Source organism: Sphingobium sp. B2D3A, from assembly GCF_025961795.1.
In the GTDB taxonomy this organism is placed as follows: domain Bacteria; phylum Pseudomonadota; class Alphaproteobacteria; order Sphingomonadales; family Sphingomonadaceae; genus Sphingobium.
In genome coordinates this window covers 1,311,877-1,327,692 of the sequence record NZ_JAOQOI010000001.1, presented here as the reverse complement: position 1 = coordinate 1,327,692, position 15,816 = coordinate 1,311,877, and the positions used below count along the sequence as shown (strand labels likewise).

14 protein-coding genes are annotated in these 15,816 nt (G+C 60.2%); 11 read left to right on the top strand and 3 right to left on the bottom strand.

What is annotated here, in order from left to right:
- Window positions 1-591, bottom strand: a complete 591-nt coding sequence (locus M2337_RS06175; protein ID WP_264572099.1) for a ComF family protein — start codon at window positions 589-591, stop codon at window positions 1-3.
- Window positions 592-775: 184 nt separating this feature from the next.
- Between M2337_RS06175 and M2337_RS06170 the strand changes: the two genes are divergently transcribed.
- The 10 genes from M2337_RS06170 to M2337_RS06125 all read left to right on the top strand — a co-directional run bounded on the left by M2337_RS06170 (window position 776) and on the right by M2337_RS06125 (window position 14,258).
- A complete protein-coding gene (locus M2337_RS06170; RefSeq protein ID WP_264572098.1) occupies window positions 776-2,830 on the top strand; it encodes a DEAD/DEAH box helicase in 2,055 nt (684 codons plus the stop codon).
- A 246-nt stretch (window positions 2,831-3,076) separates the two neighbouring features.
- A complete protein-coding gene (locus M2337_RS06165; protein ID WP_264572097.1) occupies window positions 3,077-3,544 on the top strand; it encodes a hypothetical protein in 468 nt (155 codons plus the stop codon).
- Between the two features lie 841 nt (window positions 3,545-4,385).
- Window positions 4,386-4,571: a hypothetical protein gene (locus tag M2337_RS06160; protein WP_264588589.1), complete on the top strand. Its 186-nt coding sequence runs from the start codon at window positions 4,386-4,388 to the stop codon at window positions 4,569-4,571.
- Window positions 4,571-7,021, top strand: coding sequence for a TonB-dependent receptor (locus M2337_RS06155; RefSeq protein WP_264572096.1), 2,451 nt, complete (start codon window positions 4,571-4,573; stop codon window positions 7,019-7,021). The genes M2337_RS06160 and M2337_RS06155 overlap by 1 nt, the downstream gene beginning before the upstream one ends.
- Window positions 7,022-7,029: 8 nt before the next feature.
- Window positions 7,030-8,430 (top strand): MFS transporter, encoded by a 1,401-nt coding sequence (locus tag M2337_RS06150; protein ID WP_264572095.1) that lies wholly within the window; start codon window positions 7,030-7,032, stop codon window positions 8,428-8,430.
- A 38-nt stretch (window positions 8,431-8,468) separates the two neighbouring features.
- Window positions 8,469-9,347, top strand: a complete 879-nt coding sequence (locus M2337_RS06145) for a TauD/TfdA dioxygenase family protein (protein ID WP_264572094.1) — start codon at window positions 8,469-8,471, stop codon at window positions 9,345-9,347.
- Window positions 9,348-9,386: 39 nt separating this feature from the next.
- The gene (locus tag M2337_RS06140; protein WP_264572093.1) at window positions 9,387-10,337 is read left to right on the top strand and encodes a TauD/TfdA dioxygenase family protein; all 951 of its coding nucleotides are present in this window, start codon (window positions 9,387-9,389) and stop codon (window positions 10,335-10,337) included.
- Window positions 10,338-10,810: 473 nt separating this feature from the next.
- A complete protein-coding gene (locus M2337_RS06135; protein WP_264572092.1) occupies window positions 10,811-11,809 on the top strand; it encodes a GlxA family transcriptional regulator in 999 nt (332 codons plus the stop codon).
- 147 nt (window positions 11,810-11,956) lie between these two features.
- Window positions 11,957-12,277 (top strand): histidine kinase dimerization/phospho-acceptor domain-containing protein, encoded by a 321-nt coding sequence (locus M2337_RS17300; protein ID WP_181558473.1) that lies wholly within the window; start codon window positions 11,957-11,959, stop codon window positions 12,275-12,277.
- Between the two features lie 223 nt (window positions 12,278-12,500).
- The gene (locus tag M2337_RS06125) at window positions 12,501-14,258 is read left to right on the top strand and encodes an EAL domain-containing protein (protein WP_264572090.1); all 1,758 of its coding nucleotides are present in this window, start codon (window positions 12,501-12,503) and stop codon (window positions 14,256-14,258) included.
- Between the two features lie 187 nt (window positions 14,259-14,445).
- Here the strand turns inward: M2337_RS06125 and M2337_RS06120 are convergent, their stop codons facing one another.
- Window positions 14,446-14,772 (bottom strand): type II toxin-antitoxin system RelE/ParE family toxin, encoded by a 327-nt coding sequence (locus tag M2337_RS06120; RefSeq protein WP_264572089.1) that lies wholly within the window; start codon window positions 14,770-14,772, stop codon window positions 14,446-14,448.
- Window positions 14,769-14,999, bottom strand: a complete 231-nt coding sequence (locus tag M2337_RS06115; protein WP_413715102.1) for a type II toxin-antitoxin system ParD family antitoxin — start codon at window positions 14,997-14,999, stop codon at window positions 14,769-14,771. Before M2337_RS06115 ends, M2337_RS06120 begins: the two co-directional genes overlap by 4 nt.
- Before the next feature lie 127 nt (window positions 15,000-15,126).
- Between M2337_RS06115 and M2337_RS06110 the strand changes: the two genes are divergently transcribed.
- Window positions 15,127-15,759, top strand: a complete 633-nt coding sequence (locus M2337_RS06110) for a tyrosine-type recombinase/integrase (protein WP_181558477.1) — start codon at window positions 15,127-15,129, stop codon at window positions 15,757-15,759.
- Window positions 15,760-15,816: the final 57 nt, after the last annotated feature.

Sequence of the window (15,816 nt, the reverse complement as noted above, 5' to 3'; positions counted from 1 at the left end):
TTACTTCCATGTGATAGAAACGGCGTAGATGTGCTTGATTTTCTTGTACGTGCGCAGCGATTTGCAGACGGCGTCCATCGTGGCGCCCGTGTCGAAAAGATCGTCAAGGACAAGCGCGTTCCAACACCCTTCGTTGGTGATGGACGGGTTGATGCTGAACCGTCCCTCCAATGCGGCGTCCTTCGCCTCGCGGCCATGCAGGTTCTTGAGCTGCGGGCTGCCTTCGGGCGCGGGCGCCTTGACGATGATGTCGTCGAACACCGGCGTGTTCGTCAGTTTGCCGAGTTCGTTGGCGATCTCGTTGACCGGCTGGCGCGCCCGCACCGTGGAGGCTGGCATTGGGATAATCAGGCCGATCTTGCCGAACAGCGGCAGCAAGGTTTGCTGCACTTGGCCCGCGAGCGGCTGAACCTGATTCCAGTCGGCTCGATATTTAAGCTGGTATAGAGCCTCGCCAGGCTCCGAGCGCGTCGTGTCAAATCGAGGGTGGCCGTATTCGTCGTCGCCCAGATAGACGCTCGACAGCGTATGCTTGTGGAGCGCGTAACCGAGATCCCAACTGCCTTCGAGCTTTCGGATTTGAACCTGCATGACGAAGAGTGTTCCTTGCAGGCCCTCGGAACGCCGTCCAAAGGGGCCACCCGAGATATATACAAAATTTTGTATGATCCGCAAGGGTCTCTAGAGGCGTCATCAATAGCATCTGGGACGCCTTCTGCATCGGGGTTGCCACCCCGGAATTGACTCAATGCATAGAGTTGCATAAGGTTGCAGTATGTCACAGAATGATGCCCCTGATTTCCTAACCCTTGCCGAGGCCGCCGAGTATGTCGGCGTCTCGAAGGATACGCTTCGACGGTGGGATTCTTCCGACAAGCTCAAACCGGTGCGCCGGCCGGGAAGCGGCTATCGCTTTTATCGCCGGCCAGACCTTGAGCCCTTTCGCCTCGAGTATCGGCGCGCCGAACAGGCGGCCGACGAGCCCGACCATATGTTTCAAACCCTGACCGCGGACATTGAGGTGAACCCCAAGATCCGCGAGCCGCAGCAGGGCGCCCACCGGGCGGTGCGGACCCACTTCGAAGCCTCAAACGAGCCGGTGATCTTGCAGATTCCTGTCGGCTGCGGAAAGACCGGCGTCATTGCGACATTGCCCTTTGGCGTCGCGAAAGGGCGCGCGCTCGTCATCACACCGAATTTGACGATCCGATCGGGCGTCGCGGAATCGCTCGACATCAGCAACCCGAAGAATTTTTGGCGGCGTACGGGCGCGCTCCACGATTTTTCCGCAGGGCCGTTTCGCGCCGTTTTGGACGGCGTCGACGCCAACCTTCACGACTGCAACGCGAGCCAGTTTGTAGTGACCAACATCCACCAATTGGCCAGCTCGGCCGATCGCTGGCTCCCGCAGTTTCCGCCGAACTATTTCGACATGATCATGATCGACGAGGGTCACCACAACGTGGCCCCGAGCTGGGCGAAGGTCTTCGATCGCTTTCCGAATGCTAAGGTCGTCAGCCTGACGGCGACGCCGTTCCGGGGTGACGGAACCCGGCCGGTCGGCAAGGTGATCTATCGCTACCCGTTCACCCGGGCGATGGTGAAGGGATACATCAAGCAAATCCACTCCCGGAACGTCGCGCCGTCAGAGCTGTCATTCACCTACCGCGACGACACGAAACGGCACACCCTGGAAGAGGTAATGGCGCTGCGGGAACATGCATGGTTCCGGCGGGGTGTCGCGTTGGCGCCCGAGTGCAATCGGCACATCGTCGATGCCAGCATCAAGTACCTGCAGGAGCTGCGAGAGCGCAGTGGTTTCCGCCACCAAATCATCGCCGTCGCGTGTTCCGTCGACCATGCCCGACAGGTGCGCGGTCTGTATGAGGAACGCGGCCTGAAGGCGGCCGAAATATACGGTGAAATGGATCGAGACAAACAGGGCGCCGTTCTTGCCGATCTCCGCAGCGGCAAGCTCGACTGCATCGTGCAGGTGCAGATGCTCGGCGAAGGCTTCGATCATCCGCCCCTCAGCGTCGCGGCCATCTTCCGGCCGTTCGCAAGCTTGTCGCCTTACATCCAGTTCGTCGGGCGCGTGATGCGCGTCGTCCATGAGGCGAAGCCAGACCACCCGGACAACCACGCCTTTGTGGTTTCCCATGTGGGCTTGAACACCGACGCCCATTGGGACGACTTCCGCGAACTCGATTTCGATGATCAGGCGATGGTGAAGAAGTGGCTGGAGGCCGGTGACGAGATTGGCGATGGCGACGGCTCAGGAGAGCCTCGTCGCTTCGACATCGGGATGCTGGTCGATAACGAGATCGTCGGCTCGTTCATCAATCGGTCGTTCCTTGATCCGGAAGACGATCGCGTCCTGGAAGAGATGCTAGACCACGAGATCGGAGCGGGCCTGCGCCTGCGCGACGTCATCGCGAAGGACAAGCTCAGGGAGACGCTGCGCCGAAAGCAGGCGGAGCTTTCCCAGGTCAGCAGTGCTGGTGACCTTCCGGTGCAGCCGCAGGCGCGGCGGGTTAACGCGCGCAAGCGGCTGTCCGAACGCACAGGCTCCGTTGTCGCCCGTATTCTAAAGGATCTGAAATTCTCGCCCGCCGGCCGCGAGGTTGGCCAGCGGGACAAAACGGTCGCTGGGCGTGACAACCGGACGGCCGTCACGTCGCTGCTGAACAAGGCGATCAACGAACATCTCGGGATCAAGTCCGGGAGCCGCAAGGCGCCAGACGCTGGCGACAATGAGGACGCACTGGCTGCACTCGACATGCTGGGAGACAACGTGCGCGATGCCCTGAAGGGGGGAAGCAATGGCTAAAGTTAGGGACATTCTGATCGACGTGAAGATCGAGCAGGCTCAGCGCCAGCGTAAATGCCGGAGGAATAGCTCCCATGTCATCGCAAAGGGGGAGTGGTGTCTCGTAGTTCGGACGAACGCGACCAACGACGACTACAGCTATAGCCGAGAGGCCGCGCAACCCATGCTCGATGCGGCTTGGGCAAAGCTGCAGACCATCTACCAAGGGCTCGGGATGTCACCACCGGGAAGCTAAAGGACCGAAGTATGGGCGACGGTTACAACTTTCAGCAGCTCAAGGCGGCGATCTTAGCGCTGAGCCGGGCCACCGATTGGGAAGTGGCCAAGAAGGAGTGGCGCCTCATCGAGATTTCCGAGGCCGATGAGCCTGAGACCTGTCTGTGTGGCCATTTTCCGATCATCGAGTTGTGCTCCATCTCCAATGCTACGACCGGGAAATCGGTGGACGTCGGCAACGTCTGTGTGAAGCGGTTCCTCGGTTTCCGCTCCGATTTGATTTTTCAGTCGCTGAAGCGGGTTCGAGCCGATCTGGACAGGGCGATTGGTCCGGATGCTACCGCGTTCTTCCACGAACGCCGAGTGATCACCGATTGGGAATACCAGTTCCAGCAGAGCACATTGCGGAAGCGCAATCTGTCTGAGCGGCAGTTGGCGACCAGGCACTCCATAAATCGGAAGGTAATCGCGGCAGTAAGACGTCGCGGCCTTTCATAAACGGTAAGGTTGCTCTGTGCTTTCGTCCGCTTTCGCTACTCCGGCGCTCCAAAGCAGACTGAGCGCAATGTCCCAACGAAGGGCGATCGCCGCACCGAGTTACCTATGAACGAACGGCAAGTTTCGATGGCACGATCCGACCCTCGGAACGACCGCTATTAAGGCGCGTTCCGCCGGATGGGCTGAAGAGGATGGAGTGGCTGCTATTGTTCGGATCAGACGCTAGCTTCGCTCGCTCTGAACGACGGAGTTTGGTTGGCATCGGACCCAGGTATTGTCGGTCGCGGACCCCGACAGGTGGATGAAAGCAGGACGGGTTTCGACGAGCAGCTTTGGCCCAGCGAATGTCGTTTTTGAGGGCGTAGACGGCAATCTTCCTAATGGCTGAGCCCCCCGCACTTATCTTAGGGATTGGAGCCGGCCCTTCGCCCGCACCCAAACTTTGCCGTAGCAAAAGCAAAACTTGCCTTGACGAAATCATATTCTATCGATTAGGTTGAAATACCTCGAGCGGGATGGCTGGTCAGGCCCCTCCCGCATCATCACGAGTGTCTGACCCGCGGCTTTTGATAGGGATGCAGCTTGCTCCGCGTGACCAACCGCTAAAGCGCACGATGCTCAGGCGACCGCGCCAGGCGTCGTGTTCCCCTCTCTAACGATGAGGTGATCCGATGCGCATGACCCACCAGCTCTGTTGACCTAGTCCGCACGCAGTCGCGTGCCGGTTATCGCGAGCCAGCGCCCGAAACGGCTTATGCCCTCCGGACGCACTCGGGACCGGCGCGTGATGATGTCGCGCCCACCATCCGGTGGCCGCGCCTTTCGCTCTGCGAGGATCATCATGATCAGGCTCACCAGTTCCGATTTGGCGGACCTGGCGCGCTACCCCCTGTTTCTTCAGCAATCGGCGCTGGCCATCTGGTCTCAGCTGCCGGGGGGAAGCCTGCGCTCTGTCCGCCCCGAAGACCGTGACGGCGAAAACCGACGGTCGACCAAATACAGTCACGTTCAGGGGCAACCAAAATAATGACACTTAATCAGTATATTATCGGGCTCTATACAGGCGAGCGCTTCCCGCCTACCGGCGTGCGTTTCTCGCCTATCGGCGCGCGCCGGACGATGCTGCGGGCAACAGCTGCAGCCCTGTCGCTCGCAGTGCCGATCAGCGCCCATGCGGCCGAAGAGCCATGGCAGACCGAGCCGACCGCAGCGGAGGAGGACGCAGGCTCGCCGATCATCGTCACAGCCTCCCGCCGCCGCGAGGAAGCCGTGCAGGACGTGCCGATCGCCATCAGTGTGATCGACGCGGCGACGCTTGATCGTCGCGGCGACTTCACCCTCGGCCAGATCCAGCAACAAGTGCCGGCGCTGCAGGTGTTCAGTTTCAACCCGCGCAATACCAACATCAACATTCGCGGCCTCGGCAGCAATGTCGCATTGACCAATGATGGGCTGGAGAACGGCGTCGGCTTCTATATCGACAATGTCTACTATGGCCGCGTCGGCCTTTCGCAGTTCGATCTGGTCGATCTCGAGCAGATCGAGGTGCTGCGCGGCCCGCAGGGCACGTTGTTCGGCAAGAACACGACCTCGGGCGTCATCAACATCAGCACCCGCAAGCCAAGTTTCGAGCCGGACGCTTCCGGCGAGGTGAGCATCGGCAATTATGGCTATCGGCAAGTTCGCGGCTCGGTATCCGGCCCGATCGTCACCGATCGTCTCGCTGTACGCCTGAGCGGTGCCTACACCAAGCGCGATGGCCTGCTCTTCAACACCACCACCGGAAAGGACGCGCAAGACTATGAGAATGCGAGCGTGCGGGGCCAATTGCTCTTCACACCGACGGACGATGTCTCGATCCGGCTGATCGGCGACTATGCCAGCCAGAAGCAGAATTACGCCCTTAACGTGTTTGCGAACTATGTCGGCACCTACGAAAACGGCGCGACAATCCCGAACAATTTTGCGGCGCGTCTGGCGCGGTTCGGCCTTTCACTGCCGGCCATCCATCCGTTCGCGCGTCGGGGCGAGTCCGACAGCCATTACCAGTCCAACATGGATGGCTATGGGGTGTCCGGTCAGGTCGACTGGGATCTGGGCGGCGCAGAGCTCACCTCCATCACCGCCTATCGCTGGTGGGACTGGAACCCGGCCAATGATGGCGATTCCACCGCGCTGCCTGTCGTCACCAAGGCGCAGCAGGCCAACCGCCAACGCCAGTTCAGTCAGGAAATCCGCCTTGCGTCCAAGGATGATGGCCCAATCGATTATGTGATCGGCGGCTATTATTTCTGGCAGATCATTCGCGGTTATGGCGCGAGCCGCTACGGCTCGGCGGCGGCGGCCTGGAACTTGCCGGCGGTCGATCCCGTCGTCGGCAACGCAGCGCTTGACGGGTTCGAGGCGAACTCCACCTCCACGCCGCAGACGCATAGCCTCGCCCTGTTCGGGCAGGCGGACTGGTCGATCAGCGATGCGCTGACGCTTACCGCCGGCCTGCGCTACACCCACGAGAAGAAGGAAGGCGCGTTCCGCCAATATTGGGTGGCGGGCAATGATCTCTCCGGCCTCACGCCCGCACAGCAGGCGACAGCGAACGCCATCCGCGCCCAGTTCAACCCGGTGCAGACCTTCGCGACCGCTTTCTCGGATGACAGCCTCTCCGGCCTCGTTACCCTTCGCTGGCAACCGACGCGCGACGCGATCATTTATGGCACCTATTCGCGCGGCAACAAGTCAGGCGGGCTCAATCTGACTGCTTTGCCGGCGGGTATTGCGCCAGAGGTCGCGCCGGAGCGAGTCGATGCCTATGAGGTCGGCTTCAAGTCGCAGCTGTTCGATCGGGCGTTGACCTTCAACGGCGCACTCTACTGGATCGACACCGCCAATTATCAGACGGCGATTACCGAGCAGGTCGCGAACACGGTCACCTACCGGCAATATATCGCGAACATTCCGAAAGTCCGCTCGCGCGGCTTCGAGCTGGACGCGGTTTACGCTCCCTTGCGGCACTTCAGCCTCAATGCGTCGCTGGCTTATGCCGACACCAGCTATCGCGATTACAGGAACGCGCCGCAGGCCGTCGAGCGCCTGAACATTTCTGCCGTACAAGACCTCACCGGCCAGCAGCTCCCGGGCGTGCCGAAGTTCACCTACACTTTGGGCGCAGATGTCTCGACACCGGTTCCCGCATTGGGCAGTACGACCGAGATGTACGGCCATGCCGACTGGTCGCATCGATCGAGCTTCAACACCTCCGCCTCTAACTCGCGGCTCGCCATCGTGGACGGCTATGGACTGCTGAACGGGCGGATCGGCGTACGGTTCGACGACGGCCGCTACGACCTCTCGATCTGGGGCAAGAACCTGCTCGACGAGAATTATTTCCAGACGCTGTCGGCCGGAAACACCGGACTGGTGACGGGGCTGATCGGCGACCCGCGCACCTACGGCATCACACTCCGCGCAAAATTGTGAGGCACGCCATGACCGCACTCACTGCAATCCCCTCGTCCTCATTGTCGCCGCTGCAGAGCAAGAGCGACGAGCGTTCCGGCGCCCTGCGGCTCATCCGCTTCTCGGCGGTTGCCGTGCCGATCGCCGCCGCGACCATGCCCATCGGCGTCTACCTCCCCGCCATTTTTGCACGGGACTTCGGCCTGTCGCTTGGCATGATCGGCTTCATCTTTCTGATCGGCCGCCTGTGGGATGCCATTTCCGATCCGCTGATCGGCTCCTTCAGCGACCGTACCCGCAGCCGCTTCGGACGCCGCAAGCCATGGATGGCGGCGGGGGCCGTGCTGTTCACCCTGTCCTCCATCTTCCTGTTTTTTCCGGTCGCGACGGTAACGCCGCACTACCTCGGCGGCGTCCTTTTCGTTTTTTACCTAGGCTGGACGGCGATCCAGATCCCCTTCCTGGCCTGGTCCGGCGAGATCTCCGGGCATTATCACGAGCGGACCCGCATCGCGACCTACCAGACGGTCGTGGGTTCGGCGGCGCTATTCGTCACGCTGCTGCTTCCCGCGCTCGCCGATCAACTGCGGCCGGGCGACGGGCACCTGCAAATGTCACTGATGGGCGCGCTGGTTCTTGCCACGGTCATCCCCGGCGTCTTTCTGTCGCTCACGGCATTTCCGGAAGTTCCGGCTCCGGCCGGGCCAGCGGAGACGCTGTCGATCAAGCAGACTCTGCGCGCGGTGTTCGCCAATACCCTGCTTCTGCGCGTGCTCGCCTCGGACTTCGCCGTGACGCTTGCCCAGAGCATTCGCGCTGCGCTCATCGTCTTCTACGTCAGCTTCTATATGGGCCGGCCGGACTGGGCAGCGGCGCTGTTCCTCTTCCAGTTCATCTTCGGTATCTTCGCGGGCCCCATCTGGCTGCGCATCGGCCTCAAGCTCGGCAAGCACCGAACGGCGGTCTTGGGCGAGCTGGTGCAGGTCGCGGTCAATCTCAGCCTGCTGCTGGTCACGCCGGACACCTTCGGTCTGCTGCTGGCGCTGACATTGGTGCAGGGGCTCGCGCAAGGCTCCGGCAACCTCATGCTGCGCGCCATCGTCGCCGATATCGCCGACAAGCACCGCCTCGAAACCGGTGAGGAGCGCACCGGGCTTTATTATTCCGTGTTCAGCCTCGCGGGCAAAGGCGCCTCGGCCATCGCTATCGGTGTGGCCCTGCCGCTCGTCGCCTGGCTGGGCTTCGATCCCCGGGGCAGCAACAGCCCGCAAGCGCTGCTTGGCCTTGCCTATGTCTTCGCGCTTGGTCCTGCGCTGGGCCACGCCTTTTCCGCACTGCTCCTCGCCCGCTTCCCGCTCGACGAAGCCGCCCATTCCGAAATCCGCCGCCAACTGGACGACCAGCCCCTCGCTCTCGCCCCGGCCGAGTGACCCGCACTGAATGAAATCCCTGAAAGGAGATGCACGTCATGACCGTCCTCGAAAAGACCCTCACTGCTTCCGATACCGACCTGTTCGAAATCAAGCCGCTTCAGCCCAGTTTGGGAGCGCAGATCAGCGGGATCGATCTCTCCCAACCGTTGACCCGGCCGTTACACGCCGCGCTTCACGCCGCCCTGTTGCGGTACAAGGTGCTGTTCTTCCGCGATCAGCATCTGACGCATGACCAGCATATCGCCCTGGGCGCAGCGTTTGGTGATCTGGAGACCCACCCGGTCTTCGCGCACCCCGATCATCCGGAAATTCTGCCGCTGCGCTCCAAGGAGTTCGCCGGCAAGTATCGCAGCACCACGGACAGCAACTGGCACGCGGACACGACCTTCCGCGCTGAACCGTCTGCGGCGTCCATCCTCATCCAGCGCGTCTCGCCGGGTCTGGGCGGCGATACAGTCTTTGCCAACGCAGTCGCAGCCTATGAAACGCTCGACGAGGAGACCAAAGCCCGGATCGACGGGCTGAGCGCCATCCACGACACGCGCGTCTTCCTGCAGTTCGTCGAGACGCCCGAAAAGCGGGCCGCCTTGCAGGCGCAATATCCGCCGGTCGAGCATCCGGTGGTGCGCATCCATCCCGAAACTGGCGAGAAAGTCCTCTACGTCAATTCCGTTTTCACCCGCGAGATCGTCGGACTTGCACCAGGCGAGAGTGAAGCGCTGCTCGCTCGCCTCTTCGACCAGGTGAAGCGGCCGGAATTCCAGGTGCGTTGGAGCTGGCAGCCCGGCTCGATCGCTTTCTGGGATAATCGCGCGACCCAGCACTACGCGGTGCCCGACTATCGCGGCAATCGCGAGATGGAGCGCGTGACCATCGTCGGCGAGCGCCCGCGCGGCCCCCAATCACCCAACTGAAATTCCCCCAGCACGCCCAAGGCAAGAAGGAGCCTCATCATGTCCATCACCACCTATGCCAATGCCGCAGACCCCAATAGCCCGCTCGACATCAAGCCAGTGACCGGCACGATCGGTGCCGAAATCCGGGGCGTCGTGCTCTCCGGCGATCTTGACGCCGTGACCGTCCAGGCGATCCAAGACGCGCTGGTTCGCCACAAGGTCATCTTCTTCCGTGGCCAGCATCATCTCGATGACGCAGAGCATGAGAATTTTACGGCACTCTTCGGCGATCCCGTGGCGCATCCCACCGTGCCGGTCGCAGAAGGATCGCGCTACCTGCTGGAGTTGGACAGCCGCGAGGGATACGCCGCCTCGAGCTGGCATACTGACGTCACCTTCGTCGATGCCTATCCGAAGGGCTCGATCCTGCGTGGCATCACCATCCCGGAGGCGGGCGGCGATACGCTATGGGCCAATGGCGAGACCGCCTATGAGGCGTTGCCGGAATCCCTGCGCCAGCTCGTCAACAATCTCTGGGCCGTGCACACCAATCTCTACGATTATGCTGCGATCCTGGGCAATGCACCCAAGGACAACACCACCGCGCAGGAGCAGATCAAGCGGCATCGCAATGTGTTCGCCTCCACGGTGTACGAGACCGAGCATCCGGTGGTTCGCGTTCACCCCGTTTCGGGCCAGCGCAGCCTGCTGCTCGGACATTTCGTCAAGAGCTTCGTCGGTCTAAATCAGGCGGATTCCCAGCGGTTGTTCAGCATTCTCCAAGACCATATCACCCGGCCGGAGAATCTGGTGCGGTGGCGCTGGCAGCCCGGCGATGTCGCCTTCTGGGACAATCAGGCAACGCAGCATCGCGCCGTCGCCGACTTCGGCCTGCAGCGCCGCACCCTGCGCCGCGCCACCATTCATGGCGAAGCGCCAGTGAGCATCGATGGCCGCACCAGTCGCATCGTCCGGCAGGAAAAGGCGGTGGAATACGAAGCAGCCTGAGCAGAACCGTTGCCCGCGCTACCGCTCAGGGAGAAACTGTGGCGCGGGTGACGTTGGATAATCGATTGTACATGTCCTCGATCAGCAGTGCCAATCGGCCGCTTTGACGAAGAGGAATTGCGGGGCATTTCGCATCTCAAGCTCTGGTTGAGATGGATGATTACCGTCAACGAATGTCCTGTCATTAGATGAATGAAAGGCAGGTTTCGGGAACCGGTTCGAAAGATTGCACGTCGGGTTTGTTGGCGAAGTCGGTCGTATCTGTGCGCGCTGGCTGAGTTCAAGGGATTAAAAGAGCTATGCTCTGCCATGGGTAACGGCAGCAGAAGCTGACATGCTATGTCGAGCTGCGCCGCTCGGACATCCGCAGCTGCATTTGCTCTGACAGACCCCATTGTTGTAGGTAATTGAGCACCCGAGGCGTATCGTGTTTCTGATCGGTGATCTTGCGTCGCCGCGGAGCGCTTCAGGCCATGCTCGTCACAATCTTTGCCCCAAGCAACGTACATCTGCTGGAAATAGCCGGTGTACGAGACGCGCTGTTTGAAGCGAACTGCAAAATGGGGTCCAGTAATCGCTATCGCGTCAAGCTGGTGACAGAACGGGGCATGCCGGAGGAAAGCGCCTCCGGCATCGTTTATCTGCCTGACGCCAGCATCCACGACGAGACAGAGCCGTGCGACACCTTGATTGTAACAGGGCCATATGGCGTCCCGTCGCCCCAAAGCGAAGCAGTCAATGATTGGTTGCGGGAGCAGTCACGGCAGTCCCGGCGTCACGGATCGACGTGCACCGGGGCCTTCCTGCTGGCTCATGCCGGATTGCTGGCGGGTCGTCGTGCGACAACCCACTGGGAGTATGCTGCACGCCTTGCCGCCGACTTTCCGGACATTCTGGTGGAACCCGACCTCATCTTCGTGCGCGACGGACCAGTGTTCAGCTCCGCAGGGGTAAGCGCAGCGATAGACCTCGCATTTTCGTTGATCGAGGAGGATCACGGGCGGGCACTGGCGCTTTGGGTGGCACGGCGGCTGGTCGTCTTCTTGAAGCGACCCGGCGGTCAGTCGCAATTCAGCGCACTGTTGACCGCACAAACTGTTTCCAACAGCCCGATCGACAAGATAAGACTTCACATCCTCGAACATCCCCGCGCGAAGCTGACCCTTGAAACCCTTGCAAAGATTGCTGGCGTAAGCTCGCGCCATCTCTCCAGGCTGTTCCGCGCCGAACTCGGCATGAACCCAATCGCATATGTCGAATTGACCCGGATCGATATTGCGCGACGACTGCTGGAAGAAAGTTCCGCTCCGATAAAAGCGATTGCCTACACTGCCGGGTTCGGCTCGACGACTACGCTCAGACGGGCATTCCTGCGCAGGATGGGCGTCACGCCCCTGGAGTATCGCATGCGCTTTCACAGCAGCGGAGGCGGAGAGCCGATCAACGTCGAAAGAGCCGCTATTCTGTCCTGAATGGTCGCATCAGCGAAGTTGAAAACAGCGCTGCGGGACGACATCGTGGTGCCAAGAGGCGATGGCAACTCGTTCCCGCAGGCTCACGATAAGTGAAAAGACATAAAGCGCGGCAGTCTCGCCACCCCAGCGTGGAGATTTCAGCAAATGATACAAAACGCTGTTGAGCAATGGCAAAATGTTCCGCTCCGCAAGGACTCTCTTTTCGATACCTACTTCCACACTTTGTCGCATGATCTCAGGACACCGCTCACCCACATCACGGGATTTGCTGAGCTTCTCAAGCTCGATGGAAACCTTGGGGCAACCCAGCAGGAATATGCCTCTGCAATCGTGTCGGCATGCAGCGAGCTGCAAAATACGGTCCTGGCGCATCTTCGCCTCATAGAAAGTAGCCTTCAGGCTGCATGTCAGATGCCTCCGCTTGCTGACGACGCGTCTTCGCCCGCACCTCAGAGCGACACGTAAATCCAAAAATATCTTTACCGGATATCGCAGCTTGGTGACCCGCTCGACCAGGCCACGAGACGTTTGCCGTACCCCGACGAAACTGGCGTCGATTTGTCTCGAAACGCCGCGCCGCTGAAATTGAAACGTCGGCACCACGGCATCATCCTCTAGCACGGAGGCATGGGATGAGATCTGATCTTTACGCGCTCATCGCGATGAAACTCGAAAGCCTGTTTGCGAGATGACTCCCGATGCGGCCGACGGCACGATCGTGGAGCCCGGTAGAACTGGTTCCCCGTTGCTGCGATGGCCTCGCCTCCTCGGTGGGCGCAGAGGCCAGTGTGTAACAGAGCTCTTTTCCAAACTTGCGCTCGATCATGTCAGCGATGGCCTGCTCGTCGCGGACATGCGCCTCCGGGGGCAGCCCATAGTCCTGGTAAACCCAGCATTCGAAAAAATTACTGGCTATTCTGTTGACGAAGTCATCGGCAAGAACTGCCGCTATCTCCAGGGAAGCGATCGGTTGCAGCCGGAACTTACGGAAATACGGGCTGCGCTTGCGGAGGCGCGCGCCTGCTCGGTGACACTGCGCAACTACAAGCGGGACGGAACGATGTTTCGCAATGCTTTGCGTCTGGAGCCGTTTCGGGACTACCTAGGGCGCCTCACGCATTTCGTGGGCCTGATCCGGGATGTCACGCACGCACCGGGTGTCGATCGGCTTACCGGACTGCTGGATCGTTATGGGTTGCTCGACCGGCTGGCACAGATCGAAATGTCGGCGAACTCCGCCTTGCTGGTCATCAAGCTCGACGTCCTGCGGTTCCGTGACGTCAACAACGGTTTCGGTTACGATGTCGGTGATGCGCTGCTTCGTTCGGCGACAGCGCGTCTGGCTGTTGTGCCAGCCCTGGCTATCGCTCGCGTCGGCAGCAATAACTTCATCCTGGCCTTCGCGCTCGATGATGCCAGCCGTGCGGGCAAGATCGTCAATGAGGTCCTCGACTTGCTGAGACCCCGATTTGTCCTGCCTGGCGCATCGCTTACAGTGCAGTTTGCCGCTGGCTTCGCTGTCGGGCTCGCCGGAACCGATCCTCTTCTACTGGTCCGGCATGCAGGTGCGGCGATGCAACGATCCAAAGCGACGCCCGACCACGGCCCCCATCCGTTTGAGGAAGCAGATGACCGAGACGCGCGTAATCGCATTCGGCTCGCGAACGAACTGCAATCCGCCGTTTCCAATGACGAGCTGCTGTTTCATTATCAGCCCCAGGTCGATCTGCAATCCGGTGACCTGATCGGCGCTGAAGCTCTGCTCCGTTGGGACCACGGCGCATTCGGCCTCCAGCTACCCGGCCGGTTCATCGCCGTTGCTGAAGAGACCGGCGCCATGATGGAGATCGGAGCGTGGGGCCTGCGTACGCTCGCGACGTATGCAGCGCGGGTCAATCAAAACCGTCGGATACCGCTCCGGTTCGCTTTCAACATGTCGGTGATGGAGTTCACGCGAAGGGACGTCGTCGCCTTTGTCGAACAGGTGCTCAACGAAACCGGGTGCAAGGCCGAATGGCTGACGCTGGAGCTTACCGAAGAGCTGATGGCCCCTGAGTCGGACGATATACGCCGATCCTTCGAACATATGCGGCGCCTGGGGGTCGGCATTTCGATCGACGATTTCGGCACGGGCTATTCCAACCTACGCTATCTCGAACGGTTTCCACTCAGCGAGATAAAGATTGATCGTAGTTTCGTGCGGGAAGTGGCGCACAACCATGTCAAGCACGTCATCGTTGAAAGCATCGTGAAGCTCGGAGTGGCGCTCGACGCGCGCGTCGTCGCGGAAGGCATTGAGACTGAGGCCGATCGAGTGATGATGCGGACACTGGGCTGTTCGGTGGGACAAGGCTACCTCTTCGCGCCGCCGCTCGACGAACAGCGCTTCGAAATCCTACTCAATCAAGGAATTGTAATGCGCGAGGACCGTCTGTCTAAGAGTTAAAGCGAATGTGCGCCCCCAATGCCATCGTGCACCTCGCAGGCGAACAAGACGCAGCCCATTTGTGAACAAATATGACGATGGCTTCTTTGCCACCTGACCGTTTCACATTTGGTGAGTAATGCTCACCTGAATGAGCGGCAGCTATTGGGTCACCGAAACCTTGCTTCCAACGACCGCTTTGTTGGCGTTAATCATCTACATCGGCCAACCAAACCGGCATGTCCCGTTTGGCGTGAAGCACGCGCCAGACATCTACATAGGTCTCGAATTCGAGATAGAAAACGATCCACGGGAATCCTTTCAGCCCTATGGTCCTCAACCCCGGTAAGTTCAGCTCATGAGACCACCTCGGGGATCCTGCCGCTGGCATTTCCCCGATGAATGTATAGGCCTGTTCAAGAGCATCAATGAAGCCGAAGACCACCTCCGCGCCAGCTTCGTGCGTGTAATGCTCGACCGCAAGGTCCACATCCTCCCGCGCTTTGGCGCGCGGTATGACAAGTTTGGCAGTCACGCCCCCGCGCGTTGCGTCACACGGTTACGAAGGCCTTGGAAATATCCGGCGTCGACTGGCGCGGTGGCTGCAGAACTGGCGCCGTCCAAAAGCATTTCGCGAAGGCGCTGAATGTCCTGATCCTTGCGGATCAACTCCCGCACATACTCGCTGCTCGTGCCGTAACCACGCACGTTTACCTGCTGGTCCACAAACGCTTTGAGCGCGTCCGGAAGCGAGATGTTCATCGTTGACATGGCCTATGATATAGCGGGTTTGGCAAAATTTGGCAAGATGTCGCGAGGCTCAAATCGCCGCACATAGTGACGTTCCGATATCTTCCGGCCGGCCAATTTTGGCCATCGGAGAACTATCATGGGACATTCAGACCTTGATCCCGCCATACATGACCGGCGCCCTTGGAATGCAGGGCAGAATGTTGGGCCAAAGCGCCCATTGAAGCCGCGCGATATCTGGGCCATCCGTTTCTATCTCGACGAAAATAAGCGTCTACGCGACCGGGCGCTCTTCGACCTGGCAATCGATAGCAAGCTGCGTGGCTGTGATCTGGTCAAGATCAGGATCGGCGACCTGATGAGTGCAGGATCATTTCGTGATCGCGCGACTGTCATCCAGCAAAAGACTGGTCGTCCGGTACAATTCGAGATCATGTCCGAGGCACGCAAGAGCCTGAAGGCATGGCTTGATCGGCGCGGCGGGACGATCCGCGACTTCGTATTCCCAAGCAGGATCGATTACCTCGGTCATTTGAGCACACGGCAATATGCGCGCCTCGTCGACGAATGGGTGTCAACGATTGGCCTCGACAAACGAGAGTATGGCACGCACTCGATGCGGCGGACGAAGGCGGCACTGATCTACAAAGCCACAGGCAACCTTCGGGCAGTGCAAATCCTACTCGGCCACACCAACATCGAGAATACCGTCAGATATCTCGGCGTAGATATCGATGATGCTCTGACGCTGTCCGAACGGACCGAAATCTGAAAATTCCGGCTTCCTGACCTCCTTGGGAAGCCGGTTCATTCATATGAATGACAGCAG

Excerpts from the sequence above, each read along its gene's own strand:
- M2337_RS06145 (WP_264572094.1), top strand. The coding sequence starts at position 8,469 with ATGACCGTCCTCGAAAAGACCCTCACTGCTTCCGATACCGACCTGTTC.
- M2337_RS06125 (WP_264572090.1), top strand. The coding sequence starts at position 12,501 with ATGACTCCCGATGCGGCCGACGGCACGATCGTGGAGCCCGGTAGAACT.
- M2337_RS06115 (WP_413715102.1), bottom strand. The coding sequence starts at position 14,999 with ATGAACATCTCGCTTCCGGACGCGCTCAAAGCGTTTGTGGACCAGCAG.
- M2337_RS06150 (WP_264572095.1), top strand. The coding sequence starts at position 7,030 with ATGACCGCACTCACTGCAATCCCCTCGTCCTCATTGTCGCCGCTGCAG.
- M2337_RS06110 (WP_181558477.1), top strand. The coding sequence starts at position 15,127 with ATGGGACATTCAGACCTTGATCCCGCCATACATGACCGGCGCCCTTGG.
- M2337_RS06135 (WP_264572092.1), top strand. The coding sequence starts at position 10,811 with ATGCTCGTCACAATCTTTGCCCCAAGCAACGTACATCTGCTGGAAATA.
- M2337_RS06160 (WP_264588589.1), top strand. The coding sequence starts at position 4,386 with ATGATCAGGCTCACCAGTTCCGATTTGGCGGACCTGGCGCGCTACCCC.
- M2337_RS17300 (WP_181558473.1), top strand. The coding sequence starts at position 11,957 with ATGATACAAAACGCTGTTGAGCAATGGCAAAATGTTCCGCTCCGCAAG.
- M2337_RS06175 (WP_264572099.1), bottom strand. The coding sequence starts at position 591 with ATGCAGGTTCAAATCCGAAAGCTCGAAGGCAGTTGGGATCTCGGTTAC.
- M2337_RS06165 (WP_264572097.1), top strand. The coding sequence starts at position 3,077 with ATGGGCGACGGTTACAACTTTCAGCAGCTCAAGGCGGCGATCTTAGCG.
- M2337_RS06155 (WP_264572096.1), top strand. The coding sequence starts at position 4,571 with ATGACACTTAATCAGTATATTATCGGGCTCTATACAGGCGAGCGCTTC.
- M2337_RS06170 (WP_264572098.1), top strand. The coding sequence starts at position 776 with ATGTCACAGAATGATGCCCCTGATTTCCTAACCCTTGCCGAGGCCGCC.
- M2337_RS06140 (WP_264572093.1), top strand. The coding sequence starts at position 9,387 with ATGTCCATCACCACCTATGCCAATGCCGCAGACCCCAATAGCCCGCTC.